This window comes from Mesorhizobium sp. LEGMi-168a (genome assembly GCF_058312955.1).
The window spans coordinates 132,529-156,017 of sequence record NZ_JBZEGV010000013.1; the positions used below are offsets into that span (position 1 = coordinate 132,529).

The window sequence follows — 23,489 nt, forward strand, 5'->3', positions numbered from 1 at the left end:
CTGAAGTCCCTCAATGGCTCGCTGCGGTGGCGCCCATTTCGTTGACCAGATCGAACCGGTCGAAACGATCGAGCTGAAAAGGTCTGATCTCGTCAGGAATCCGGTTTTCCGAAATGGCCTTGGCCAGGAAGAACCCGCTGGCCGGTGTGGCCTTGAACCCCCAGGTGCCCCAACCAGCGTCCAACCAATAGTTCGACAGCGGAGAGGGCCCCATGATGGGGCTATAATCCGGCGTCATGTCGGTGATCCCAGCCCACTGGCGGAGGATTTTTAGTTCTCCAATGAAGGGGAACATCTCCAGGGCTGACGCAGCAAGCCCCTCCTTCAGATCAAGAGTAGAGCGAGTGCTATAGAGTTCATAGGGATCCGACCCACCTCCGATCACCAGCTCGCCTCTCGCGGATTGCGAGATGTAGCAATGCAGAGCCGTGGACGACACCATCGGATCCAGGAAGGGTTTGACGGGATGCGTCACCATCGCCTGGAGCGGATAGCTGCGGATCGGCAGCTTCAAACCGACCATTTTCGCGACGACGGAGGAGTAGCCGGCAACGCACTGCACCACGATACCTGCTGAAACATCACCGCGGTTGGTCCGAAGGCGTGTCACTCTATCGCCGGCGACTTCCATCCCCAGGACCTCAGTCCTTTGATGAAGCTCAACCCCACGCTCACACGCGCGGATAGCATACCCCCATACGACCGCGTCGTGACGCGCGAGAGCTGCGTTCGGGTGCCAAAGACCGGCAAGGATTGGCATACCCTTGATATCGAGATTGAGTGACGGCACCAACGTCTTGATCTGCTGGCGATCGACGATTTCGTTGGCTTCACCACAAAAAACGCCGGCATCCGCGCGCAGGCGAAGCGACCTCGAGACGCCGTCCGAATGGGACAACGTCAGCTGTCCCCTTCGGGAATACATCAAGTTATAGTCAAGTTCGTTGGCCAAGGACTCGTAAAGTCTCAGCGACCTTGCGTAGAAGCGGATCGATCGCTGATCGGTGTAATTCGATCGAATAACTGTTGTGTTACGGGCGGTGTTACCACCGCCAAGATAGTTCTTTTCGAGAATTGCTACCTTTTTAATGCCGTGATGTTTGGCCAAGTGATAGGCCAATGAAGCTCCGTGGCCTCCACCTCCTATGATGACCACGTCGTAGTGCGATCGCAGCTCGGGCGTGTTCGGTATCTCATTGCGTTCAGGATAACGCCGCGAAAGACCATACTTTAGAAGCGCAAAAACCATGCCAAGGCTTCCCTTTACCGCAGCCGAAAACCGTTGCGTTGCTCGAACGGCCGCCAGCGCAACTCGCAGTCATCAGCGCCCAAACCCAACGCGAGAGGCAGGCGGTCGACCAGACCGGCGGCGCCTATCCGCGGGGCTTTTCGAACGTCAGGACACCGTCTTGAGCGGCCCATCGCGGCGCAAGGCGCATGTCAGGGCTCCACTCGCGGAAGCGGGATTGAGAAGCGTTCACTTCGCTCAATTGCGTTCGCTGCACGCAGGACGGTCCGTTCGTCAAAGTACCGGCCTACCAGTTGCAAAGCGATCGGGAGACCTTGCGCATGCATTGCGCATGGCATCGTCAGCGCCGGATGGCCGGTCATATTGAAGAACGTGGTAAACCTGGTGATCGCGTTGCCGACCGCTTCGTTGATCCCGTCTCGGGTGACTTTGACTGTGCCGACCTTCTGAGCGATTTCGGGTGTCGCGGGAGTGAGAATCAAATCGACTTCGTCAAACAGGCCATTCGTCTGCTGCCGGTAGATTTCGACGAACCGCTTCGCTCGGACGTAGTGCTCGGCCAGAATGCACTGTCCCAACGCCAATCCGGCACGGAAATCCGCACCATAGAGCTCGCCTCTTTCCTGCAAGTAGGCCGAATGCGCGCTCAGGGCTTCAGGCATTTGCACAGTGAGAGAAACTGTACGGCTATGTTCCATGTCTGGAAATTTCACCGGTATCAGCTTTGCGCCGTTTGCCGCCAGATATTCTTTAACACGATCGAGAGCCTGCACGATCTCGTCATCAGTGCGTTCGTAGTAGAAGTTGCTCGGAATCCCGACGCGGAGACCCGATATGCCCTGGTCGAGGGCGTCGGAATAGTTGCTGACAGGGCAGTTGATGGAAGCGGGATCCTTGGGATCATATCCCGCCACAACACTCAACAGATCAGCGCAGTCGGCAATCGTTCGCGTCATCAACCCGACGTGGTCCAAGGTCCAGCAATAGGGAACCACTCCGGCGGTTGAGACCCGCCCCATCGTAGGCTTCAGCCCAACAAGCCCATTCAGTGCAGCAGGCGCCCGAACCGAGCCGCCAGTGTCTGTGCCAAGGGCCGCCGGCACCAGACCAAACGCCACAGCAGCAGCCGAGCCGCTTGACGACCCGCCCGCAAGGCGCGTGGGATCATAGGCGTTGACAGGTGTCCCATAAACCTCATTCTCACCAGTCGCGCCGTAGGCGAATTCGTGGCAGTTGGTTTTGCCGAGACTTATCGCCTGGACGGAGCGGAGCTTGGCAATTGCAAACGCGTCGCTTTTGGCGATCCTGTCGTGGAATACTCGTGAGCCGGCTGACGTCAGGACATCCTCAACGTCAAACAAATCCTTTGAGGCGTAGGGTATGCCGGCGAAGGGAGAGCCGCCTAGATCCTCGCGAGTGATCTGCCGCGCCTGTTCTCGAGCAGCATCGATGGTCGTTGTGATGAATGCTTTCGACCGCGAATTATACCGGTCGATCCGGTCCGCAAACGTATCGACCAGCTCGGCCGGAGTCATGTGGCCGCTCTGAAGCATTGACTTCAGACGCTTGACACTTTGGAACGCGATGTCGCCACTCATAGCTCGCCTCCGCCTTGCACGCTCATTGCCGGCGGAGTTGTTCCGAGGTCAATTTTTCTGAGCTGCTCAAGCTCATTCAACAGATCCTGGAATCCGGTTATGATCCCCAGTTGAGGATCAACCAATTCGTTTATTTCTTCGTCCGACCACCTATGCGATGCCATCTGAGTGCATATCCCGGTCAGTGTAGCTTTGGTTAGTTTCTGCATGACCCCTCCGGGCATTGTGGCGAAAGAGCGTGCGCCGGGGCTACCGCCACCGGCGCACGCAGTCGTGAGATCACCGTACGATCAGTGTCTCGGGAGTTTTATTTGTCAGGACCTCGCCGCCATTCTCGGTCACCATCACGGTATTGGAAATGAAGTAATCGGCGACCTTCGTGTTGGTGAACCATGAATGGGCATGGACCACCATGCCAACTTCAATCTTGCGGGTCGAGTTCGGGAAAAGGCTGGTGACCATGGAACCGCCCGTCCAACTCGGAGGGAAGCCGATTCCAACTAGGTAACCGCAGTGATGGCGATGATAGTCGACCAGCCCTGCGCTCGCGGCTACCTGGTGCCAAGCCTCATACGCGTCTCCTGCCTTGGCGCCAGGCCGAAGAGCTTCGCAGATCGCCTTCATGCCGCGAATTGCAAGCTGCGCAGACTCTTCCACACCCTTCTGTGCACTACCGACATAAACCAGCCGACCCATTGGAGACTGGTATTTGCGATATGAGGCGCAGGTTTCAAGGAAGACCGCATCGCCATTGCGGAACACCTCACCTCGCCAGGTGGTGTGCTCTTCGCCAAGTCGGCTGGTCGGCCTGATGAACGGGCCAAAGCCAGGATACTCGCTCCCCTCGAGGATCATCTTGCTATGGTAGGCTGCGGCCACTTCGTAGTCCGAGGCGCCATCGTGGATCGCTTCGACGGCAGCCAACGTTCCCAGATCGACGGCATGGGCAGCTTTGCGGGTATATTCCATCTCGAGCGGGGACTTCACCAAACGCAGATCATCGAGAATGCCGGAAGCATCTACCCAGGTGACACCGGAACGGTCATCCTGAATGCGTTCGGCGTGCCGCGGCGTCAGGAAAAGGCTCCGCTTCTCAATGCCAACCCGAGAGTCCAAGAGGCCCAGATCTTTCATGGCCCTGTGGACGTAATCCGAAAGCTCTTCGTGATCCTTGTGGCCGTAGAACTTTGCATTCCGGACTTGGTTTTCGACCGTTATTCGCTCCATTGCGCGGCAGCAAAGGGCCAGTTCACCGTCCTGATTCATTACAAGCACGTGCGCCGCGAAGAAGCCCCAGTGGTCGAGGCCGGTCAGATAATAGATGTTCTCTGGAACAGAAATCACGATCCCGGCCAGCTTGTTTTCTGCCAGCGCTTTACGCGCGTTCTGGACACGGCGATCGAGTTCGCTTTTCGGGAAAGCCAATAGGTCAGTCATAGGTATACCTCGGTTGATACGAAGTGGTGGCGCCGGTCATAGGTATACCTTTCGTATCTCCACGCCGGGAAAATGACAAGTCCCCTTTTGCAAAAACGCGCTGCGCCGGCACTTTCCGCGGACATATCGGGCCAGGACATCAGCTCCCCTTGCGCCAGCAAGCTTGTAGTGGTACACCAATCAGGCATCTTTCAATATGCTCCGAAACGGGAGGAATGCATGAAAATGAAAAGTGTCTTCGCTGCAATTGCGGCCACTGCCGCGCTATTCGTCATCTCTCACAGCTACGCCGACGGGCTGACAGAGCGCGCCGCCGCCGGAAAGCCGATCCGTATCGGCTTCTCGCATGAGATTCCCTGGGCCTATCCAGGAGACAAAAACGAGCCGTTGGGATTCGCGAACGTACTGGCGGTGGGCGTTCTCAAGTCAATGGGGTATACGAACATCGAGCCGGTCGTGACCGACTGGGGCGGTTTGATCCCAGGGCTGCAAGCCGACCGCTTCGACATCATAACAGGCGGCATGTATATCACCGCCAAGCGTTGCAAGAACGTCGCCTTCGCCGAGCCAATGGGCAAATTCGGAAACGCCTTCATCGTGAAGAAAGGCAACCCGAAGGGAATTAACAACTACAAGGACATCAAGGACAAGGGGGCGACAATGGTGACTGTCGCCGGCTATGTGAATGTTGACGAAGCCCTCAAGGAAGGTGTTCCTGAGAGCAAGATCATGCAGGTGCCTGGCCCCACGGAACTGCTTGCGGCGGTGCGTGCCGGCAGAGCCGATGTCGGCGCTGGCAACTATTTCGATATGAAAAATTTTGCCGCTAAAGCACCGGATGAGATCGAGGCAACCGACCCGGCCGCGCTTCCTGATTGGACCAACAACTGGGTGGCGATAGCGTTTAAGAAGGAGGACAAGGACTTCCTGAAAGCCTACAACGAGGCTCAGGCAAAGTACCTTGGAACGCCCGAAATGCTCGAAGCGGTGGGCAAGTTTCAATATACCAAGGCCCAGCTTCCGGGCGACGCGAAGACCGAGTGGGTGTGCGCCAACCGGTAAATCCAAGTGGTTGGCGGGCTGCGACGCGCAGCCCGCCAACATTGTCTGAAGTGGGTGTTCATGACATATACCTCGTTTCTTGCGGAATACGGTGACCGCTTCCTGGATGGGGCGCTCGTAACCGGGATACAATTCATTTGCTCGCTGGCGCTGGCCTCCCTGCTTGCACTCATTTTCGGGCTAATGGTGTTATCGCCAAATCGGGCTGTGAATAGCGTCGCGATTGTCTATATAGAGTTCTTCCGCGGCACCTCACTTCTCGTTCAGCTCTTCTGGCTGTTCTTTGTGTTGCCTCTGTTCGGCATAACGCTGGACAAGGTTTTGACTGGCTTCCTTGCGGTCGGTTTGAATCTTGGCGCTTACGGCGCCGAGCTGGTTCGTGGCGCCATATTGTCGGTGCCACGTGGCCAATGGGAAGCCTCGTACGCTATGTCCATGTCACCGGCCAAACGCATGCGAAGGATCATAATTCCGCAGGCTTTCGCAACCATGTTGCCGGCCTGGGGCAACCTGGTGATCGAGCTGTTAAAGAGCACAGCCCTGGTGGCGCTGATAGCGGTTCCAGACCTTATGTTTGAGGCGCGCCAGTTGAACAGCTCAACTTACCTCTCCACATGGACGTTCGGGACCGCCCTTGTCATCTACTACGTCTTTGCTCGCTTTTTGATTACACCTTGTATGCGCGCGCTTGAGCGCATGATGGCCAGGCGTATGGGAAAGGCCTGAGCAATGCAGTGGGATTGGGAATTTACGGCCGAGATTCTGCCAAGGATGCTTTGGGCGACTGTCAACACCCTAATGGCGGCCGGCATCGGATACGCAATCGCAGCTCTGATTGGTCTTTTGCTCGCGCTCGCTCAACGCACGCGGTTTCAAATACTCACACGGTTTGTTCGTGAAGTTGTGGAATTCATTCGCTCCACCCCACTCGTTCTCCAGATCTTCTTTGTCTACTACGTCGGGCCTGAATACGGGATTGAACTCAGTCCATGGGTAGCAGGCATGATTGCAATCGGCTTGCACTATGCAGCCTATTTGTCGGAGGTCTACCGCGGCGGCATCGAATCGATCCCTAGGGGCCAATGGGAAGCGTGCACCGCCATCAACCTGACCACAATGCAATCTTATAGGCGGATCATCTTGCCGCAGGCCCTTCCGCCTTCAATTGCCGGTATGGGCAACTACCTTGTCAGTATCTTTAAAGATACCCCTATGCTCTCGGTGATTGGTGTCGGGGAATTGATGCAGGCGGCAAACGCCGTCGGCGGGCAGAACTATCGCTACCTTGAGCCCTACACGATCGTGGGCGCTATTTTCTTGATCATCTCATTGACCTCCGCGCGCTTCATTCGTGGGTTCGAAGCCTGGAGTCGGCGGAAGCTAGGAATGGACTAATGGAAGAACTCTCCTCTTATCCCCTCGAGCTGTCCGGCCCCGATATCCCAATGGTTCGGTTCATGAACGTGCGCAAGACCTATGGCAACCTGGTCGTTCTGGACAATTTGAACCTGGATGTCTCGCCAAGCGAAATGGTCACCATCATTGGACCCTCTGGATCTGGCAAGACCACGGTCCTGCGGATGCTTATGACCCTTGAAACGATTAGCGGTGGCGTCATTTATGTGGACGGCAGGCCCCTTACTCATATGCCCAAAAACGGGAAGTTGGTGCCGGCGGATGCAAAGTATCTCCGCAAAGCCCGATCCTCAATTGGAATGTGCTTCCAGCATTTCAATTTGTTTCCGCACATGACAGCCTTACAAAATTGTATGGAGGGCCCACTTCAAGTTTTGGGGCTTTCGCGCAGGGAGGCGCAGCATCGCGCCGAAGAACTTCTCCAGATGGTTGGAATGATCGATAAGAAGGACCAACATCCTTCGCGTCTCTCCGGTGGCCAACAACAACGCGTGGCAATTGCGCGGGCCTTGGCCATGCGGCCCAAGGTGATGCTGTTCGATGAGGTGACCTCGGCGCTCGACCCTGAGGTAATTGGTGAAGTCACGAACGTTATCCGAGATCTGGTCTTCAAACATCGGCTCACGATGCTCATGGTGACTCATCAAATGGGATTCGCGCGCGACATTTCCGATCGTGTTTGTTTCTTCTACGGCGGAAAGATCGAAGAACAGGGCAGTCCGACGGAGCTGTTCACCAACCCGAAAAGCAAACGAACACAGCAGTTTTTGAGCGCAGTCAAGGCCGCGGATTGATCCAATGAGGATTGGTATAGCCGGAATTGGCGCTATAGGTTCGGCGGTGGCACATGCGCTGGACCGCGGAAAAATACCGGGTTGCGAACTAACTGCCATTGCCGCCCGTACAGCGGAGCGCGCGTCGCAATTCAAGGCGACCCTTTCCCAGAAAGGAATAGCGACTGTGGCCTTGCAGGAGTTGCCACTCAAATGCGATCTGGTTCTGGAGTGCCTCCCGCCAAGCATGTTTGAAGCGGTGGCGCTGCCCGTTCTCAGGGAGGGGAAGACGCTCCTTGCTATGTCGGCCAGCCAACTCCTGCGTCGAGATGATCTTGTGGAGTTAGCGCGCCGCACTGGCGGGCGCATCGCGATCCCGTCGGGCGCGATGCTTGGGCTCGATGCCATCAAAGCAGTCGCGGTCGGTGAAATTCATCAAGTGAAGATCAGCACCCGAAAACCGCCAAGAAGCCTTGCAGCCGCACCATATGTTGTGCGCAACGGCATGTTATTGGAAAACTTGGCGGAAGCGGTCTGCGTTTTGAGCGGATCGGTAAGCGAGGTCGCGAAGGAGTTCCCGGCCAATGTGAATGTGGCCGCCGCCCTTAGCTTGGCGGGGCTGGGACCTGACCGCACACAGATGGAAATTTGGGCGGATCCAACCTTGGAATTCAACACTCACACCGTAACCGTGGAGTCCGACAGCTCGAATTTTTCGATGTCGATAAGAAATAGGCCAAGCGACGAGAATCCAGCCACGGGTCGAATTACCTCGCAGAGCGTTATAGCATTCCTGCGCCAAATGAATGCTGTTTTGCGCATTGGCACTTGATGCTACGCAGACTACGTCCTTCGGCCACCCTTGGAAAAAGCGATCGATGATACCCAACAGCTCACCGGGGTCCATTAGCGAAAGCGCCTCGCTAAACTTTCCTGAACGCCAAGAAGGCATGTCTGAAGGGGACAGCCAACTTGCCGGCAAAATGAGCAAGCAAGAAATTTATCTCGAGCTGCGTCGCCGAATATGTCTCCTCGACTATCAGCCGGGTAGCCGCCTGAATGAAAGGGAACTTGCGTCGGAATTTGGCGTCAGCCGGACGCCCTTGCGCACCGTCTTGCAACGCCTTGAATACGACGGTCTCATCGTAAGCCAGCACGGCAATGGCACTGAAGTCACGTCCATCGATCTGGGCTCGATGCGTGATATATACGTCGTTCGCATGCGACTGATGGATGCGATGGCGGAATCTTCGCCGCTTCCAATCACCGACGAGATCATTGGCGAGGTTGACGAATTGGAGCAAGTTTGCCGCCAACTTCTTGTTGGCAAGGACAAACGGCAGTTTGCGGAAATAATCATCCGACTACACAGGATCCTGCATGGCTTAAGCAGCAATGGCCCCCTCAGAAACTTCAATGATATCTTGTTCTTCCAATCCGCAAGATTCTGGTTTTTGCTACTGGAACAGATGAATTTCCGGCAGCAGGTAGAAGACCTTCTGGATGAACTGCGAATGATAAGAAGAAGCTTGGAGCTGCGGGACGTTCGGTTGGTAGCAACGGTTCACAAGTCGCATTTGGCGATGGTGATATCTAGGCTCGACGCCTTAGAGGCGGCTAACAAATCAACCTAGGGCCCGATCAACGCTTTAGCAAGGCCAATCTTCTGTGCACTAAGTCGATCGCCTCCACCCAAGGTAGGGTTGCCTGCTCCTGAACAAGGTGGTCCAGTCCAGCTCGGGTATAGGTACCCTCCGTCGCGATTTTGTCGGATAGGATGTCCAGGGACTCATCCTGCCGCGCCAGGGCGTGGCGAGTAGCGCCTGCCATATTGCCAGCCACAATCAACCGTGCTTGCGCCGGGGTAAGACCGTACTCTAAAAAACGGGCTTCGAGCGTGCCGATGAAGCGGTACATCCAGCCTGCGAGGCAGGCTCCGACCATCGCAAGTTCGAATCGGTCCTCGGTATCGAAAGCCACAACATTGCCCGCCGCTGTCAGCACCGCTTCTACTTCAGGCGATGCCGGAAAGATGGGAAGCAGGCCTTCGCTGACCGACTCAATGTAACTCGATGGCATAATGCGGATCACCAATCGGTGCCCCGTTGCCTTGCGCAATTCCGCAACCGTGACGCCAGCTATGGCCGAAATCAAAACCTGCTCTGAGCGCAATGCAAGCCTTGGGATCGCTTTGGCAAGCTGTTCCGGGCGCACTGCGAGCAGGATCCAATCGGCACCAGCGATAACGCTCGCATCATCGACGGCCACGGTGCAATGATGCGCACTTGCAAGTGCCTCCGCCTTAGATCGGCTGTAAGGCGAGAGAAGGATCGGACCGCCAAAACCGCCCTTGCGCAGTGCACCGATGAGATAGGCGGAAAAGTCCCCTGTCCCGATGACCCCCACTGTCGGCACCTTCATACGCGCAGGATCCTTAGGAGAATATTTCTCACGGTGTCTGCCGTCCACGATGGCCTGACGAGCATCCGTGCTGTTTCAAGTTCTCTCTGCAATAGAATTTTTGCCTTGTAAATTTCGAAAGCGCAGACTGGTCGACTGACTTCGTTCAGAGACGTCGTCCCGGACTGTTGCTTCCAGGCTAATCGCCGCTTCGCTTGTGTGTGGTGTGATTGGCAAGATCAAGGGCCGAGCGCGCGTGCTTTCTGAGTTCCTCGATCGCGCCGCCTGCAAGTTCGACAGCGATGTACGCCTTTATCATCCTTTTGAAATCTGAAGGACCAACGACCTCAAGGATCGGGTGTTGTGCGGCCACAAAGACTTCCTTGGCTAATGAGAGAAGGGCCTCACGGCAGACGAGTCCTACGCTCTGATATTCAACCTCATTCTGCGCGGTTTCCAGCTTCTTGCGAGCAATGCCGATCTGCTGGTCGACAAGACTCGAGCCCGTAGGAGGAGTGACAGAGGGCGCGCGTCCAGAGCGAAGCCGAGCAGCAATTGGATCGATCAACTCGGCAATGAATTGGCGGCGTGACTGATAGCTTGGAAGGTCGCCGCTGCTCCAGCGGCCATACCACTGCCAAAGATCGGAAAACGGAACCGGGTTATCTATGCCTTGATCGGCGAGTTGGGAGCTTAACTCCCCGAAGAGCGTACGGTAATCAGCGTCGACCTGCTGAATTCTTGGCCCGTCGGTCGCGACGCCGATCAAAATGTCGCGGATCCGATCCAGCGCCACGAGAATAGGCGCATTGCGTGGCGCGGCCGAGGGATAGGTTTTCTCGTAGTGCTTGATTCCCGTGGCCGTCAATTTCGCATCGAAGACCATTCCTTCCGGCGCGCGTTGCGTACTGTGCGTGATCAAGCCATCGCGTCGTAGGTCATCCACGCTGCCGATGCAACCTCAACTTTCGGAGATTGGGCCGCAGGCCGCTAACGTCCGAAATAGGCGCAAACTGCCGTGTCAACCTGCCTTTGAAGCGAAATATCGGGTCCCGCTCGGTCGTCCGCCGAATTCCCTCTCACCGTTCGAGAGGTCAAAGCGAGCCTTTCGCTCGCAAGCAACCACATGTCATTTCGTCACCCGCTTTGACGGTGATCGATACGCCGTGCGACCATGAGCGAGCCGCCAAGTCCTCGATCATCTCGGCTCCCAGCTTTTTCGACGCCGGAGCCGGAACGACGCGGTCATGATAATTTTCGGCGTCCAGCATCCGCTCGCCGCCGATGATGACGGGAAGGAGATCAATCGACTGCAACCGCGCATCGGGATCGAAACGGCACGTAGCGACAACGCTTTTCCAAACGTCCGGCGCATTCCACACCACCTCGCCCTCGTTGAGATGGAAGAGAAAATTGCCCAGCCCGAAGAAGATCGGCGCCCCGCGATAGATTTCCACAGGCTGCAGGACAGGGGCACCGTGACTGACGAACACCCCTGCCCCGGCATCGACGTAGGCGCGCGCGAGCGACTGAACCCACGCTGGAACCTCTCGCCAGTTCGGCTCCCAATGGTGATGGTGGAGGTAGGCGATGACGAAGGCACCCTCCGCGGCGGCCCGGCGGATCGCCGAGAGGTGACTTTGCAGGCTCGCCTCGTCCACCAGGATCCGGCGTCTGTTCCTGGAGGAGCGGCAAAAGATCGTTCCGTAAAAATCGATCTCGTCAGGCGATCGAAGTTCGGGCGGATCGTGCGGCTGGGCATAGTTGGCCCGTTCCATCTTGCTGCTTTGGAAGGTGTCCTGAATGCCGGTCAGGCTCGCAAACACCTCAGACTCGACCTCAAATCGCCTCGATACATCGAGCCCGTTCACGCCGGGCCTTGCGGGACACCGATCCGTCGCGTCGGCCGCATACATAGTGGCCGGGCCAGGTCCCGCGTCCATGGCAACCAGCGCCACCCGTCTCGTGCCGAAGGTTTTCATTCCTGGATGACGCGCATCCGCGGCATCGACACCGATACCGGCATGAAGGAAGTCCCTGCCCGCAACCTCTTCGAGCGTAGACAGAATGCCGGGTGGGCCGAGGTCGAAGGCGTGGTTGTTGGAAAGCGCCAAGGCATTGAAGCCGGTGTCCTTCAGCGCATCCAGAACCATGGGCGCCGAACAGCCAAAGTAGGAACCTTTCATCGGCCATCCACCATGCCGGCCGAGGACCGTCGTCTCGAAATTGGTGAAGGCGATATCGGCTTGCCGGATCAGCGCCTTGATCGCGGCAAATCCTTTGTCCTGGACCTGCCGAACATCATGATGAATGAGAGATTGCCCGGTCAGGACGAGCGTGAACGGTGAAGACATGGAGACGTACCTTGGGATAAATTGGGGGAGTGGCGGCGCCTAAGGCGCGTCGCGTTAAAACGGATTCAGGCGACGCGCTTAGGTCCTTGCTTTGTTGCATGTTGTTGTCCCAGAACCGCTGCACGCTTCTGGGCGACATGCATTTCGAGGCCGCCAGAAATCGACGGCGAGCGGTCACTTGGCGAGCTGCGGGGAAATATCCACGCCGAACCACTTCTGGCTGATCCTGCCGAGCGCGCCGTCCCTGACGCTCGCTTCGATAGCCTTGTCGAAGGCTTCGACGAGATCGGTATCCTCCTTGCGAAGACCGACACCGACGCCTGGGCCCCACGTGCCGCCTGAAAGCTGCGGGCCGAAAAATTCGACCGCCTTGCCCTCCGGCGTATCGAGAAACTGCTTCCACACCAAACGGTCTCCCAGCCCCCCGTCTATCCGCTCGGAGGCAAGATCAAGCTTGATATTCTCCTGGCTGTCATAGCTGCGCACCTCCGCGATATCGCCGAAGAGTTCGCGAACGACCGCCTCCGAATTGGACGAGCGCAGGACACCGAGGGTCCTGCCCTTCAGGCTTTCCCTCAGCTTTTCGATGGTCTGCTTCTTCGCCGCGTCGATGTCCGTCAGGTTGAGTTTCGCATCGATGTCGCCGGGGGGTAGGCCGAGCCCCCGGCGCATGACGATCTGGTTCGGTGCCGCCGCATAGGGAACCGAGAAGGCGATCGATTTCTTGCGCTTTTCCGTGATCGACATGCCGGCGATGATCGCGTCATATTTCTTCACGAGAAGGCCGGGGATGATGCCGTCCCAGTCCTGGGCGACGAAGGTGCATTGCAGTTTCATCCGGGCGCAGAGCTCGTTGCCGACGTCGATGTCGAAGCCGACGAGCGCGCCCTTCTCGTCGATATAGTCCCAGGGCGGCGAAGCCCCTTCCGAAGCGATGGTGATCGCCTTGCGCTCCTCGGCATGAGCAAGGCTGCCGACGAGCAGGGTCGCCAGGAGAGCGAAAGCCAGTTGTCGTTTCATGCTATTCCCCTTCTTCTTGATTGGGTTTCTGTTTTTCGGTCACGTGTATGCGCCGCAGGCTCTCCCGCAGGCCGCAGGCGACGCCCGTTTCGTCCGTGTCCCAGGCGCCTGCGAGTTCCGGCAGCGTGATGCAGTCCGCGTCCGTGGCGCCGAGCAGGATCGCTTCATCCCCGAGCTCGGCTTCGGGAATATCGGTGACATCGATGCGAAGGTGCTCGAGATGGATGGGCGGCACGATCGACGCGCGCCGCCCCCTGACCAGCACCGAGGCCGGGGAAGCGAGATATCGCGGCACACCGTGCCCCCAGCCGATGCCCAGCACCGCCAGGCGCATGGCCGGGTGGTATCCCTTAAGGCCCGGAGGCGTGCCCATGCTGTCGTGGCACGTCTTGAGCGCGACGATGCGCGCCTTGATCGTCGACAGGGCCGGATGAGTGGGCAGGGTGCGGCGCCCGGCGGGAGAACGGGTCAATCCGAAGAGGAGCGCGCCGGGATCGACCGCGTCCATGTCGAACTCCGGATGGTGCAGCAGGCTTTCGCTGCTTGAGACCATGACCGTTGCGGGACGGTGCCCCTTTGCCTTCAGCTCTTCGAGAAGTGGCGTCAGGCGCGCAACCTGCGCCGGCGCCGAGGAGCCGGCGTCGCCGAACTCGTTGAGATGGGCATAAAGACCGTCGACGGCGACATTGCCTTGGGAAGCGCACAGATCGATCAGACGTCGGAGGCCGGAAGGGGCCACGCCGGCGCGCCAAAAGCCCAGGTCGACCTTCACGAAGACCTTGAGCGGCGCGCCGGTCTTAAGCCAGCCCGCCAGGTCCGCTTCGCCGGAAATCGAAATCGTCAAATCGAGATCCCGGACAAGATCGACGGCGTTGGGGCCGATGCCCGGATACATGAGGATGGGCTTTCCCGGCGCCGCTTTTCGTACGGCCTGAGCGTCGGCGATCGACACCACGCCGAAGGCGTCGGCACCCGCCGCGGACAACAGGGACGCAACGTTCCCCGCCCCGCAGCCATAGGCGTCCTGCTTCAGGCAGGCGAAGACTTTCGTGTTGGGGCCGATCGCCGCCCGGATGGCGCGGTAATTGGAGGCGATGGCCGGCAAGTCGATCTCACGCCAGGCAGTCTCACGGAGCGGCAGCGGGCTTTGACGGGGACTATTGCTCACGGGCCACCTGCTGCAGGGCAACCCGGCGCGGGAGCGCTTTTACCAGTGGCGCGCCATTCAACCGGGCTTCCAGCACGTGGAAAAAGCCGGCCAGGAGGAAAGTCAGGCCGAGATAGAGCACGCCGGCAGCAATGAAGATCTCGTAGGGCGCAAAGGTTTCCGAGACCAGTTTTCGCGAAAGACCGGTTATCTCCAGCAAGGTCACGGTGCTGGCGAGCGACGTCGCTTTCACGAGGCTGATGACCTCGTTGGCATAGGAGGGAAGCACGCTTCGAAAGGCGATCGGGAAGATGATGCGGCGCTTGATCTGTAACGGCGACATGCCCACCGCCTGCGCCGCCTCGATCATGCCGGGAGCCACGGCCTGGATCCCGCCGCGAAAGATTTCCGTCGCGTAGGCAGCGCCGTTCAGGGAAAAGGCCAGCAGGCAGCACCAGAAAGGATCGCGCAGCACGACCCAAAGCACGCTCGTGCGAATAGCGCCGATCTGACCGAGGCCGTAGTAGATGATGAAAAGCTGGACAAGCAGAGGCGTGCCGCGAAACACATAGGTATAGGCGAGCACGGGCCGTGAAAGCCATTTGCGGGACGAGGCGCGCATGAAGGCCAGGGGCACGGCAAGGACGAGGCCCGCAAACAGCGATGCGAATGTCAAAAGCAGCGTCAGCGGAATGCCGCCGGCAAGCGTGGCCGTGCTGGTGAGGAGAAGCGTGATGTCCATGACCTGGCGCCTCACCGTCCGGGAACGGCGAAACGCCGATCGAGAAGATTGAAGATCAGCAGCGCAAGACTGGTCAGCGCGAGATAGAGGGCCGACGCGGCGAGATAGAACGTCAGCGGCGCCCGCAGCGAGCCCGCGCCGATGGCCGCGACCCGCATGATATCGGTCAGCCCGACGATCGAGATCAGCGACGTTTCCTTGATCAGGGATATCCACTGGTTGGCAAGTGCCGGGAGCGCGATGCGCAGCATCTGCGCCAGGATGACCAGCAGCCAGGTCTGCCACGGATGCAGCCCGAGCGAGCGCGCCGCCTCGATCTGCCCCGTCGGGATGCTGAGCACCGCCCCCCGGAAGATTTCCGCCGTATAGGCGCCGAAGACGACGGTGAGGGAGGCGACCCCGGCGAGGAATGCGTCGACCTCGACATAGCGGCCGAAGAAAGCGCTGATGGCGACCGTTCCGCCGAAATAGATCAGCAGGATGATGATCAGCTCGGGCACACCGCGAATGATCGTCGTGTAGAAACCGGCCGCGAGGCTTACCGCCCGCCACCGCGACAATCGCCCGGCCGCGGCAAGCAGGCCGAGCGCCATGCCGAGGGCGCCGCTGACCAGCGCCAGCAGCACCGTCGTCTTCAGTCCGTTGACGAACTGCACCGCGAACCCGTCCATGCGCGAAGCCTTTCTATCGATGCGAAGCGAGAAAGCCGCGTAGGCGGCCGGAGACGGGAGAAGTGAAGAATTCCCGCGGCGGGCTTTCCTCTTCGATCAACCCGCAATGCATGAAGGCTGCCCGCGTCGACACCTCCCGGGCGAAAGCCAGTTCGTGGGTGACGATCACCATCGTGCGCCCCTCTTCCGCAAGCGCGGCCATGACGCGCAGCACCTCGCCGACCAGTTCCGGGTCCAACGCCGAGGTCGGCTCGTCGAAGAGCAGCACGCGTGGCTCCATCGCCAGCGCGCGGGCAATCGCCACGCGCTGCTGCTGGCCGCCCGAGAGATGGTGGGGCCAGGCCTCCGCCTTGCCCGAAAGCCCGACCTTGGCCAAATAGTGATGCCCAAGATCGGCGGCCGCGTTGCGCCGCATGCCCTTTACCAGGACCGGGCCTTCCGTGACATTCTCAAGCACCGTCTTGTGGGGCCAGAGATTGAAGTTCTGGAACACCATGCCCACGGAAGCCCGCGCCCTGCGGACCTGCCGCTGGTCGAGGATTCCGGCCGGCCCACCATGCCGCGAGGCGGCTCGGATCGCCAGTTTCTCGCCGTGGATCCAGATGTCGCCGCGGTCGGGAACCGTCAGGAGATTGAGGCACCGCAGAAGCGTGCTCTTGCCCGAGCCGCTGCTGCCGAGGATGGAGAGAATTTCGCCCGGCCGGACATCGAGGTCCACGCCGCGCAGGACATCGTTGCCGCCAAGCCGCTTTTCGATCCGCTCGGCGCGGATGCCGTGCGTCAGGGCCTGGTCAGACATCGGACCGCCAGGCATCACGCGCTCCGCGCCAGAGACCGCGTGCTGCCGATGCGAAATACGCGGAATACTGGACAGGGCAAGGCCATTGCTGCGCGCATGGAGCGGCATCATCCTTCTGCTTTCGGTTGTCGATGTGTGGGAGCGCCGCTTTGCTCCGGCGCCAGGCGCCTTCGGAAGGGCGTCTTGACCTCAGAATTGCGCGCGGGCTTCCTGGGGTCAATTTATAAGCGAAATTATTTTTCGATAAGTTCAGCTAATATGGTTGAACATCATCTCAGTTCGAATAGCCGCCTTGGGCGCAGTTGCTCCAATCAGTGTGGCGCAATCGGCCCGGCCGTATAAGTTGATCTTTGCGCGGAGAACGCGAAAACCGGGAGCCGCACGGAAGCCTCGTCATGGTGGAAATCTCAAAAACCGGCATCACGCTTCGCCAGCTTCAGATCCTGCGCGAGGTCGTCAGGTCGGGCTCGGAGCGGGCTGCCGCCAAGGCGCTCGAAATCACCCAGCCTGCCGTCAGCCAGCAAATCCGGATATTGGAGGGGCTGCTCGGGGTCCAGTTGTTCGTGCGCGCCAAGGGGCGGCTTCTTCCGACGACCCAGACGATGATCCTTTTTCGCGATACCGACGCGGCCTTCGTTCAGATGGAGAGGATCGCCAGGACGGTCGCGTCGCTCAAAGGTGTCGACAGCGATACGATCAGCATCGCCGCGCCGCACGTCTTCTCATTCCGGCTTCTTCCGGAGGCTTTCCGCAAGCTGCGCGCACGCCAGCCGGTCGCCGGGATTGTTCTCAGGTCGGGCACCTACCCGGAAGTGGCGGACCACGTGCTGGAGGGACGCGCCGACCTTGGAATCGCGCGGCTGCCGCTGGACGGCAACGTCTTCGACTGGCGCCCGGCGACGACCGCGACCAATGTTTATATTTTCCCCCGTGGCCACCGGTTCACCGAAAAGGACATCATCAGGCCGGAAGACCTCGTAGGAGAACCGCTTGCCGATGTCGAACCCCGGATGCAGTCGCATCTCATGAACGAGAACGCACTGCGATACATGGGAGCGGAACCGCATCTCGCGATACAGGTCGACGTCATTGGCCAGGAAGTCAGTTTCGTCGCCGCAGGTCTGGGCATTTCAAGCAGCAACACCTTTGCCGCCCGGCAATTCGCATCTTTTCCAGTAGAAGTCCGCCCCTTCGAGCCAAGCGCCCTCTATCATTACGTCGTGTTCTGGCAAAAAGGCCGGCGGCTCGGCACTCTGCTTCAGCAGGCGGTGGACGTGCTCGTCGAGTGCGCACAGGACGTGGCCGGCACGTCCTGATTTGTAAAGGACGCAACATCCTGCCATTCGAGAGGTGCAGGCGGCCGGGACAGCGCGATTGCGATGACGTAAAGAAGGCTGCCCAGCTTGGCGCCGCAAACAACCCGGACAATGCCAGGCTACAGCAAACTTCCGAAACCCACAAACATTTGCCAGAACAGATTTGCTAGCTTGCGCTAATATTTGCTTTGAGAGATGCTGGCCTCAGCCGTGGGAGGGTTGGGGTATGAAAATAAAGGTGTTGCTGGCACTCTGTGCCGCTGCCGCGCTATTCGGCTGTCAAACTAGCAATCAAGCAGACTATGTTCAGATCGGGTATGGGCCGGGTTTCGATGTCGCCCATGCACAATGCGAACTGCAGAAAAGGTCAGTAGACCAAGGCTATATTGCGATCGGGTCGCCGGGGTTTGTTGCCGGTGCCGGGATCGGCAATGCTATCGGCAATGCAATTGCTGAAGATGATTTCATGAGGAATTGTCTCATCATCAGCGGCTGGAAGCGTGCGCCGCATGGACAAGCTGGCGCGGCAGCAGCATCGGTCGCTACCGTTGCACCACCTACATCCTATGGGATTGCACGCGCGCCTGGCAGCTGGATCAATACCACGCTGTTGGACTGGTCGGACGCGAACAACAAATGCGTTGCTGGTGACAAGGCGGCTTGCGCCACGCGAGCGAAACTTGGAGCGCAGCTGAAATCAGCTGGCATCAATCCGTCCCCGGTGTAAGGTGGATCGAGGCCATGCGAAGAGTAATCTCGGTGTGCGTCGCCATCGTGGCCTTATGCGTTAGCGGCTGTGCGGCCGACTATCTCAACAATTACGACACGATGACGTTGGCGGCTGGCGACTCCACTCGCCAGAACCAACTTCTCCAGACGGTCGACCCGTTCAACCCCAACAGCAACAACACGAAAATCGAGGGCGACGGGCAGCGGATGACGGCTGTCGTTCAAAGATACCGCGGAACGTCGCAGCCGGCATCGGCCATGCCAAACAGCGGCGCCGATCTGGACTGCGCCGGTGGTAGGGGCAACAATCCCGTGGTCCAGGGACCCGTTGCGGTCGGCCCGTCCGATCCCAACCACCTTGACCGTGATCATGATGGCGTGGGTTGCGAGAGGTAGGGGAGCAAAAATGAAATTCGGGATCCGCAGACCAAGCATCAAACGCAGCCTGGCGGCCAGAACATCCGTCAAGCGCATGGTGAAGCGGAGTTTCGGCCTGCAAGCCCCACGCGGAATGGGATGGGTCACCGACCCCAAGCGAGCCGCTTACAATCGGGTCTATGACCGCACCACCGTCAGCTTCTGGAGCCTGCTAAAAAAGCTGTTTGGAAGCAGATGAAGCAGTTCGGCGCCAAACGCTGTCGCGTCAGCCGTTGGCTAAATGTGCCGCTTCGCCTCGTGCTGGTAACTGTAGCGGCGGCCTCCGCTCTGGTGACACAGTTTGTGATGCACAACACCGGCTCGCTGCCGGAGATCAATCTGCAAAACCTGATAAAATCGAAGTCTGTCGCGATTGCCGGGGTCGCCTCGGTCATCGATGGCGATACGATCGAGGTGCATGGTCAACGAATTCGTCTCAACGGGATCGACGCGCCTGAGAGCCGCCAGTACTGCGATGACGCGAAGGGGTTCGAATATCCCTGCGGCCGGCGTTCCGCCCAAGCCCTGGATGAGTACTTGGCTGCCGCCAGGCCGGTTCATTGCTCATTCGTTACGTGGGATCGCTACGGGCGCTTCGTCGGAGATTGCGCGCGATCCGACGGCGCCAACGTGGCCGCGTGGATGGTCGAGCATGGGCAGGCTCTCGATTGGCCGAAGTACAGCCACGGGGAATATGCACCGCAACAATCGAAAGCCGAGGCTGCGAGGGCCGGTTTGTGGATGGGGTCCTTTCAAGCACCGTGGGACTGGCGAGCGCAACACAGTGACGACGTGCCAACGACTGCACCGCTTTCGGTTTTCGGCGGTGGAAGTGCCGCCTGCAACATCAAGGGCAACATATCGGCCGAGGGCGAACGCATTTATCATATGCCCGGACAAAAATATTACAGCGTCACCCTAATTAGCCCGGCCAAGGGGGAAAGATGGTTCTGTTCGGAAGCCGAGGCTGTCGCAGCGGGTTGGCGAAGATCAAAGCGCTAAAGTTTCTTCAGGACGGAACCACTTTTGGGGACATCCAGGTCGGTCGCTGCGCGCAAAGAAAGCAGCGGGCCCGGATTCTTGAAGTAGGTTCGTTCCTTCGCGTTCTCGATCAGACGCCAATTGGGGGCAGGCGAAGCCTTGTCTGAGAGCGCTTTCCGCCGGCTTACTCGACCGGAAGGCAACCCGGCCGGATCATAGTAACGATATTTCCAACTTGTGGACCGCTTTGTCCGTTTGAGAGAATTTCCTGATGCAAGCCCAGCGATTAAATGGCAGGGTAAAATGGGAAAGTAAAAAGGCGGGGGCGCCCGGTGAATTCAAGCATGAGCCAAAAGCTGGCCAGCTACGGTCAGTGGACATACCGTGGCGCTTGGGCGCTTGAAATTACAGCATCTATCATCGGATTGGCCACCGGCTTGGCTTTGGGTGTCCAAGCCTTCGAAGCCAGCCAATCAGCCACCGCAATGGACTTGGTTCTGGCGAGCGCGCCGTTCTTCATTGTCTCGATTGCCGAACTCACCAAAATCCCGATCGCAACGCTTCTGTACAGCGCCTCCTGGTTCTGGAAGCCTGTGCTTTTGATCTTCCTGCTCCTGCTTGCTGGCATCACTTTTGAAACGGTGCTTCTTGGCCTGGAGCGGGCGGGCACTCTTCGTGAACTGCAATACGAGGAGATCGCCGACCAAATCGACACTCTCACCCGGGAAAACGCAAAGCTGACCGCCTCGGACGAAGCGGCAAAGGAGACGGATCAAGTTGCCAAAGCAAAGGCCGATCTCGAGGAGGTGGGCACGCTTGCCGACAATGCGCGAAAGGAAATTCAAGCGCGCATCAGCGATGTCGACGCGGAACTGCAGGCAACGACCGCACTGACACCCGAGGCGGCAAAGGCGAGAGAACAGCTTAAGGATCAGGAGCAAAGGCGCACGGACCTGGTCGCCGAAAGAGACGCCAGGGTCAAGCAAGCGGTCGAGGAATTTGAGCGACAAAGAGACAGTTACGTCGAACGGATCAAAGACGCTAGGAGAAGCGGCGACGCGGCATCGGCGAAGCACTGGGAAGACGAGATCGGAAAGCTCGCCAACCCCCGCACGAAGACGGAGGCAAAATACGAGCCGCAGATCCAGGATCTAGATCAGCAGATCGTGGCCACGCGCGCTGAGTTCGACCGGCTGAGGCTGCAAAGCCCCAAGATGACCGATGAACAAAAGCAGGTGCTGCAAAATCGGCGTGCGGATCTGGAGAAGTCACTGGACGAGATTGCGGCCGATTGGGAACGACGGCTTTCTCAAGCGCGAGAAGACCTGTCCGCGGCGCAGAGCGCCGAAGCGGCCGAAGGAAAGGTGCTTGCGGCCAATCAGGCCAGACGTGACGAGATAGCAAAGCGGCTCAATGATCTTGAGAAAAGGCGAATCCCGCTGGCCCGGACTGACCAGATCCGACGAATTGCCGCGCGATGGTACAGCGAGAAGCCTGAACAGGTGAGCGAAGGCGAGGCAGGAAAGATAGCTGCCATTTGGTTTGGCTCGCTTGCGGTCATCGCCGGCCTTGCCGGACCGATCACCGCGATGGTGGCTCTCGGTCTGCAGCGCATCGCTGCACAGGCGGACTCTCGTTCCGAGAACCGATTGTCGCGTCTGATCAGGCGGCTTCTTCTAAGATGGCGCTGGCACCGAGTGCGAACGGTCAAAGTCCCGGTCGAAGTGCCGGTGGACAGGGAGGTGGAAAAGCGCGTCGAGGTCCCGGTCGAAAAAGTGGTGAAGGAAATTCTGTATGTTCCAGTCCTCACCGACGATCCAGAAGCGCTGCGCAAAGCACTGAACGAGGATTTGCCTGCCGAGGTCGTGGATCTCGTCAAGGTAGCAGCAAAGGGCGGTCGCAAACGTGCTGGTCCGGCATAACACTGCACTTCTCGAACGGGCGGTCGACCTGGTCGTCAAGCAAGCGGCCATTCCCACTCTAGAGGCTGAAGCTGCAGCCTACGACAAGATCGCCCGCGCTAATGCCTTCCGCAGGATGATGACGGGGTCGGCCGTGGCGGTCGCAGCCGTCGGCATCGGATACGGAGCAGCACTATTCTTCGGGCGAGAGATCAGACCGCCTGTCGTGCCGGACAAACCGATCGAGAAGCGCACCGACAGACTCGATCCGCCCGACACCACCACACAGCCCAAGTCGGACCGAACCAATCCACCCAAGGAGGCAAAGCCGGTCGATCCTCCACCAGCGCCGCCGCCCAACAAGCCTGATACGGTGACCGAGGATTTCAACAAGTTCCTCACGAAGGAGGTCGACTTCGCGGGTGCTCATTGGACGCTTACATCGGGGCACTACTTCACCGAAGAGAACGATCCAACTTGGGATCGGGCGTGGTGCTACACCCGTCGGCTAGTGAACGGCGTCGATGTCAATGCAGATCTGGTAAACCGGGTATCGCCGACTGCGGCGCCCCAAGCTCCCATCGCGCCACCGGCGACACTCGCATCAGTTGGGTTGAACGACGATTCCGCCAGGGAGCTTGCATCGAGATGCGCGTGGCTTGATGGCAGGACATTTAACGCCGCAGATTTCGAGCTCCCATCTGGACGAGCCGAAGCGGCCAAGAAACTCATAGGGCAAGATGGTTGGGACGCGATGGGCTTCGACCTTCCAGGAATGCCGCTCATGAATCTCTCATTCGATCAATGCGAGACCAGATGCGAAGGTGACGATCAATGTCAGGCAATTACCTATGACAAGAAGCACTCCGCGTGCTTCCTGAAAAGCGACGCCTCTATCCTGGTCAGGGCTCCGGACGCCGCAATGGCGGCAAAGCCCGCGGTCGCGAGCAAGGTCCAGTATTCCAGCCTCGTCTTCTACAAGAATACAGTTGTCGTGGGCGATTCCTATTCGAACGAGCCCAGCAATTATGCCAATTGCGTGACCGCTTGCGCGGTGGACCAGAAATGCATGGGCTTCAATTTCGATAGTCCAAACAACATGTGTTCGATGCTCGACCAGGTGTCCTCGCTATCTGTATTCAAGGGTGTGGCCTCGGGAACAAAGGCGGCCGGCAACCAATGATCCGGCGCGTGACTGAAGCTTATGTGCGCCACCGTTGGCTCAGCTACTTCAGGCTTTCGAAAAACCCCTACCCGCTTTGGACGGGGGAGAGTTTAGCAGTGATCGCACTTAGTCAGCTTGGGGGCCGCGAAGAGACCGGCAGGTTCCAGGGAGTCGACTTGAGAGAGCCGTCATTTCCGACCATGGTCGCGCGGTTGACGTCGAAACAGAGACCGAGTCAGAAGTCCGAAAGCATAGGAGTGCAGTCGACTTGGCGAGAGCCAATAATGCCTTGCGTCAATTCGCCTGCCTCTG

The 23,489-nt window shown here is 58.8% G+C and carries 25 protein-coding genes; 13 read left to right on the forward strand and 12 right to left on the reverse strand.

What is annotated here, in order from left to right; all coding sequences use genetic code 11:
* Positions 1 to 10: 10 nt before the first annotated feature.
* From AC4FWB_RS18590 to AC4FWB_RS18605, 4 genes are all read right to left on the reverse strand, one after another.
* Complete coding sequence (locus AC4FWB_RS18590) at positions 11 to 1,249, reverse strand: FAD-dependent oxidoreductase (RefSeq protein ID WP_491027711.1); 1,239 nt, start codon at positions 1,247 to 1,249, stop codon at positions 11 to 13.
* A gap of 191 nt (positions 1,250 to 1,440) precedes the next feature.
* The gene (locus tag AC4FWB_RS18595) at positions 1,441 to 2,847 is read right to left on the reverse strand and encodes an amidase (protein ID WP_491027712.1); all 1,407 of its coding nucleotides are present in this window, start codon (positions 2,845 to 2,847) and stop codon (positions 1,441 to 1,443) included.
* The gene (locus AC4FWB_RS18600) at positions 2,844 to 3,056 is read right to left on the reverse strand and encodes a hypothetical protein (RefSeq protein WP_491027713.1); all 213 of its coding nucleotides are present in this window, start codon (positions 3,054 to 3,056) and stop codon (positions 2,844 to 2,846) included. The genes AC4FWB_RS18595 and AC4FWB_RS18600 overlap by 4 nt, the downstream gene beginning before the upstream one ends.
* A 70-nt stretch (positions 3,057 to 3,126) precedes the next feature.
* On the reverse strand, positions 3,127 to 4,284 hold the full coding sequence (locus AC4FWB_RS18605) for a M24 family metallopeptidase (protein WP_491027714.1): 1,158 nt from the start codon (positions 4,282 to 4,284) through the stop codon (positions 3,127 to 3,129).
* A gap of 219 nt (positions 4,285 to 4,503) precedes the next feature.
* Here AC4FWB_RS18605 and ehuB point away from each other — a divergent pair, with 219 nt between their 5' ends.
* The 6 genes from ehuB to AC4FWB_RS18635 are packed head-to-tail and all read left to right on the forward strand — an operon-like array spanning position 4,504 to position 9,169.
* Complete coding sequence (gene ehuB / locus AC4FWB_RS18610; RefSeq protein WP_491027715.1) at positions 4,504 to 5,346, forward strand: ectoine/hydroxyectoine ABC transporter substrate-binding protein EhuB; 843 nt, start codon at positions 4,504 to 4,506, stop codon at positions 5,344 to 5,346.
* Positions 5,347 to 5,406: 60 nt separating this feature from the next.
* Positions 5,407 to 6,072: an ectoine/hydroxyectoine ABC transporter permease subunit EhuC gene (gene ehuC, locus AC4FWB_RS18615; RefSeq protein WP_491027716.1), complete on the forward strand. Its 666-nt coding sequence runs from the start codon at positions 5,407 to 5,409 to the stop codon at positions 6,070 to 6,072.
* Between the two features lie 3 nt (positions 6,073 to 6,075).
* A complete protein-coding gene (gene ehuD, locus AC4FWB_RS18620; RefSeq protein ID WP_491027717.1) occupies positions 6,076 to 6,741 on the forward strand; it encodes an ectoine/hydroxyectoine ABC transporter permease subunit EhuD in 666 nt (221 codons plus the stop codon).
* Positions 6,741 to 7,556 (forward strand): ectoine/hydroxyectoine ABC transporter ATP-binding protein EhuA, encoded by an 816-nt coding sequence (gene ehuA, locus AC4FWB_RS18625; protein ID WP_491027718.1) that lies wholly within the window; start codon positions 6,741 to 6,743, stop codon positions 7,554 to 7,556. Before ehuD ends, ehuA begins: the two co-directional genes overlap by 1 nt.
* A gap of 4 nt (positions 7,557 to 7,560) precedes the next feature.
* On the forward strand, positions 7,561 to 8,367 hold the full coding sequence (locus AC4FWB_RS18630) for an aspartate dehydrogenase (protein ID WP_491027719.1): 807 nt from the start codon (positions 7,561 to 7,563) through the stop codon (positions 8,365 to 8,367).
* Between the two features lie 46 nt (positions 8,368 to 8,413).
* Positions 8,414 to 9,169 (forward strand): GntR family transcriptional regulator, encoded by a 756-nt coding sequence (locus tag AC4FWB_RS18635; RefSeq protein ID WP_491027720.1) that lies wholly within the window; start codon positions 8,414 to 8,416, stop codon positions 9,167 to 9,169.
* Positions 9,170 to 9,176: 7 nt separating this feature from the next.
* Here AC4FWB_RS18635 and AC4FWB_RS18640 read toward each other — a convergent pair whose 3' ends face one another.
* The 8 genes from AC4FWB_RS18640 to AC4FWB_RS18675 form a co-directional block, all read right to left on the reverse strand.
* On the reverse strand, positions 9,177 to 9,956 hold the full coding sequence (locus tag AC4FWB_RS18640) for an NAD(P)-binding domain-containing protein (RefSeq protein ID WP_491027721.1): 780 nt from the start codon (positions 9,954 to 9,956) through the stop codon (positions 9,177 to 9,179).
* A 178-nt stretch (positions 9,957 to 10,134) separates the two neighbouring features.
* Complete coding sequence (locus AC4FWB_RS18645; RefSeq protein WP_491027722.1) at positions 10,135 to 10,857, reverse strand: hypothetical protein; 723 nt, start codon at positions 10,855 to 10,857, stop codon at positions 10,135 to 10,137.
* Positions 10,858 to 11,029: 172 nt separating this feature from the next.
* Positions 11,030 to 12,289 (reverse strand): CapA family protein, encoded by a 1,260-nt coding sequence (locus AC4FWB_RS18650; protein ID WP_491027723.1) that lies wholly within the window; start codon positions 12,287 to 12,289, stop codon positions 11,030 to 11,032.
* A 174-nt stretch (positions 12,290 to 12,463) separates the two neighbouring features.
* Positions 12,464 to 13,309 carry a transporter substrate-binding domain-containing protein gene (locus AC4FWB_RS18655; RefSeq protein ID WP_491027724.1) on the reverse strand — a complete coding sequence of 282 codons (846 nt, stop codon included), beginning with the start codon at positions 13,307 to 13,309 and terminating at the stop codon, positions 12,464 to 12,466.
* 1 nt (position 13,310) lies between these two features.
* On the reverse strand, positions 13,311 to 14,477 hold the full coding sequence (gene alr / locus AC4FWB_RS18660; protein WP_491027725.1) for an alanine racemase: 1,167 nt from the start codon (positions 14,475 to 14,477) through the stop codon (positions 13,311 to 13,313).
* Positions 14,467 to 15,198, reverse strand: coding sequence for an ABC transporter permease (locus AC4FWB_RS18665; protein WP_491027726.1), 732 nt, complete (start codon positions 15,196 to 15,198; stop codon positions 14,467 to 14,469). The genes alr and AC4FWB_RS18665 overlap by 11 nt, the downstream gene beginning before the upstream one ends.
* A gap of 11 nt (positions 15,199 to 15,209) precedes the next feature.
* Entirely contained in the window at positions 15,210 to 15,869 is a 660-nt protein-coding gene (locus AC4FWB_RS18670; protein WP_491027727.1) for an ABC transporter permease, read from the reverse strand.
* A 13-nt stretch (positions 15,870 to 15,882) separates the two neighbouring features.
* A complete protein-coding gene (locus AC4FWB_RS18675) occupies positions 15,883 to 16,668 on the reverse strand; it encodes an amino acid ABC transporter ATP-binding protein (protein WP_491027728.1) in 786 nt (261 codons plus the stop codon).
* A gap of 395 nt (positions 16,669 to 17,063) precedes the next feature.
* Here AC4FWB_RS18675 and AC4FWB_RS18680 point away from each other — a divergent pair, with 395 nt between their 5' ends.
* The 7 genes from AC4FWB_RS18680 to AC4FWB_RS18710 all read left to right on the forward strand — a co-directional run bounded on the left by AC4FWB_RS18680 (position 17,064) and on the right by AC4FWB_RS18710 (position 23,195).
* Entirely contained in the window at positions 17,064 to 17,984 is a 921-nt protein-coding gene (locus tag AC4FWB_RS18680; RefSeq protein WP_491027729.1) for a LysR family transcriptional regulator, read from the forward strand.
* Between the two features lie 226 nt (positions 17,985 to 18,210).
* Positions 18,211 to 18,711, forward strand: a complete 501-nt coding sequence (locus AC4FWB_RS18685) for a hypothetical protein (RefSeq protein ID WP_491027730.1) — start codon at positions 18,211 to 18,213, stop codon at positions 18,709 to 18,711.
* A gap of 14 nt (positions 18,712 to 18,725) precedes the next feature.
* Entirely contained in the window at positions 18,726 to 19,109 is a 384-nt protein-coding gene (locus tag AC4FWB_RS18690; RefSeq protein ID WP_491027731.1) for an excalibur calcium-binding domain-containing protein, read from the forward strand.
* 10 nt (positions 19,110 to 19,119) lie between these two features.
* Positions 19,120 to 19,329 carry a hypothetical protein gene (locus AC4FWB_RS18695; protein WP_491027732.1) on the forward strand — a complete coding sequence of 70 codons (210 nt, stop codon included), beginning with the start codon at positions 19,120 to 19,122 and terminating at the stop codon, positions 19,327 to 19,329.
* The gene (locus tag AC4FWB_RS18700; RefSeq protein ID WP_491027733.1) at positions 19,326 to 20,132 is read left to right on the forward strand and encodes a thermonuclease family protein; all 807 of its coding nucleotides are present in this window, start codon (positions 19,326 to 19,328) and stop codon (positions 20,130 to 20,132) included. Before AC4FWB_RS18695 ends, AC4FWB_RS18700 begins: the two co-directional genes overlap by 4 nt.
* Positions 20,133 to 20,455: 323 nt before the next feature.
* Positions 20,456 to 22,033 (forward strand): hypothetical protein, encoded by a 1,578-nt coding sequence (locus AC4FWB_RS18705; protein WP_491027734.1) that lies wholly within the window; start codon positions 20,456 to 20,458, stop codon positions 22,031 to 22,033.
* The gene (locus tag AC4FWB_RS18710) at positions 22,017 to 23,195 is read left to right on the forward strand and encodes a PAN domain-containing protein (protein WP_491027735.1); all 1,179 of its coding nucleotides are present in this window, start codon (positions 22,017 to 22,019) and stop codon (positions 23,193 to 23,195) included. Before AC4FWB_RS18705 ends, AC4FWB_RS18710 begins: the two co-directional genes overlap by 17 nt.
* The last annotated feature ends 294 nt before the right edge of the window (positions 23,196 to 23,489 follow it).

Coding starts and splice junctions, on each gene's coding strand:
- AC4FWB_RS18590 (WP_491027711.1), bottom strand. CDS start 1,249: ATGGTTTTTGCGCTTCTAAAGTATGGTCTTTCGCGGCGTTATCCTGAA.
- ehuD (WP_491027717.1), top strand. CDS start 6,076: ATGCAGTGGGATTGGGAATTTACGGCCGAGATTCTGCCAAGGATGCTT.
- AC4FWB_RS18685 (WP_491027730.1), top strand. CDS start 18,211: ATGAAAATAAAGGTGTTGCTGGCACTCTGTGCCGCTGCCGCGCTATTC.
- ehuB (WP_491027715.1), top strand. CDS start 4,504: ATGAAAATGAAAAGTGTCTTCGCTGCAATTGCGGCCACTGCCGCGCTA.
- AC4FWB_RS18655 (WP_491027724.1), bottom strand. CDS start 13,309: ATGAAACGACAACTGGCTTTCGCTCTCCTGGCGACCCTGCTCGTCGGC.
- AC4FWB_RS18640 (WP_491027721.1), bottom strand. CDS start 9,956: ATGAAGGTGCCGACAGTGGGGGTCATCGGGACAGGGGACTTTTCCGCC.
- AC4FWB_RS18690 (WP_491027731.1), top strand. CDS start 18,726: ATGCGAAGAGTAATCTCGGTGTGCGTCGCCATCGTGGCCTTATGCGTT.
- AC4FWB_RS18705 (WP_491027734.1), top strand. CDS start 20,456: ATGAGCCAAAAGCTGGCCAGCTACGGTCAGTGGACATACCGTGGCGCT.
- AC4FWB_RS18630 (WP_491027719.1), top strand. CDS start 7,561: ATGAGGATTGGTATAGCCGGAATTGGCGCTATAGGTTCGGCGGTGGCA.
- AC4FWB_RS18680 (WP_491027729.1), top strand. CDS start 17,064: ATGGTGGAAATCTCAAAAACCGGCATCACGCTTCGCCAGCTTCAGATC.
- ehuA (WP_491027718.1), top strand. CDS start 6,741: ATGGAAGAACTCTCCTCTTATCCCCTCGAGCTGTCCGGCCCCGATATC.
- AC4FWB_RS18695 (WP_491027732.1), top strand. CDS start 19,120: ATGAAATTCGGGATCCGCAGACCAAGCATCAAACGCAGCCTGGCGGCC.
- AC4FWB_RS18700 (WP_491027733.1), top strand. CDS start 19,326: ATGAAGCAGTTCGGCGCCAAACGCTGTCGCGTCAGCCGTTGGCTAAAT.
- ehuC (WP_491027716.1), top strand. CDS start 5,407: ATGACATATACCTCGTTTCTTGCGGAATACGGTGACCGCTTCCTGGAT.
- AC4FWB_RS18600 (WP_491027713.1), bottom strand. CDS start 3,056: ATGCAGAAACTAACCAAAGCTACACTGACCGGGATATGCACTCAGATG.
- AC4FWB_RS18595 (WP_491027712.1), bottom strand. CDS start 2,847: ATGAGTGGCGACATCGCGTTCCAAAGTGTCAAGCGTCTGAAGTCAATG.
- AC4FWB_RS18635 (WP_491027720.1), top strand. CDS start 8,414: ATGATACCCAACAGCTCACCGGGGTCCATTAGCGAAAGCGCCTCGCTA.
- AC4FWB_RS18665 (WP_491027726.1), bottom strand. CDS start 15,198: ATGGACATCACGCTTCTCCTCACCAGCACGGCCACGCTTGCCGGCGGC.
- AC4FWB_RS18605 (WP_491027714.1), bottom strand. CDS start 4,284: ATGACTGACCTATTGGCTTTCCCGAAAAGCGAACTCGATCGCCGTGTC.
- AC4FWB_RS18650 (WP_491027723.1), bottom strand. CDS start 12,289: ATGTCTTCACCGTTCACGCTCGTCCTGACCGGGCAATCTCTCATTCAT.
- AC4FWB_RS18675 (WP_491027728.1), bottom strand. CDS start 16,668: ATGTCTGACCAGGCCCTGACGCACGGCATCCGCGCCGAGCGGATCGAA.
- AC4FWB_RS18670 (WP_491027727.1), bottom strand. CDS start 15,869: ATGGACGGGTTCGCGGTGCAGTTCGTCAACGGACTGAAGACGACGGTG.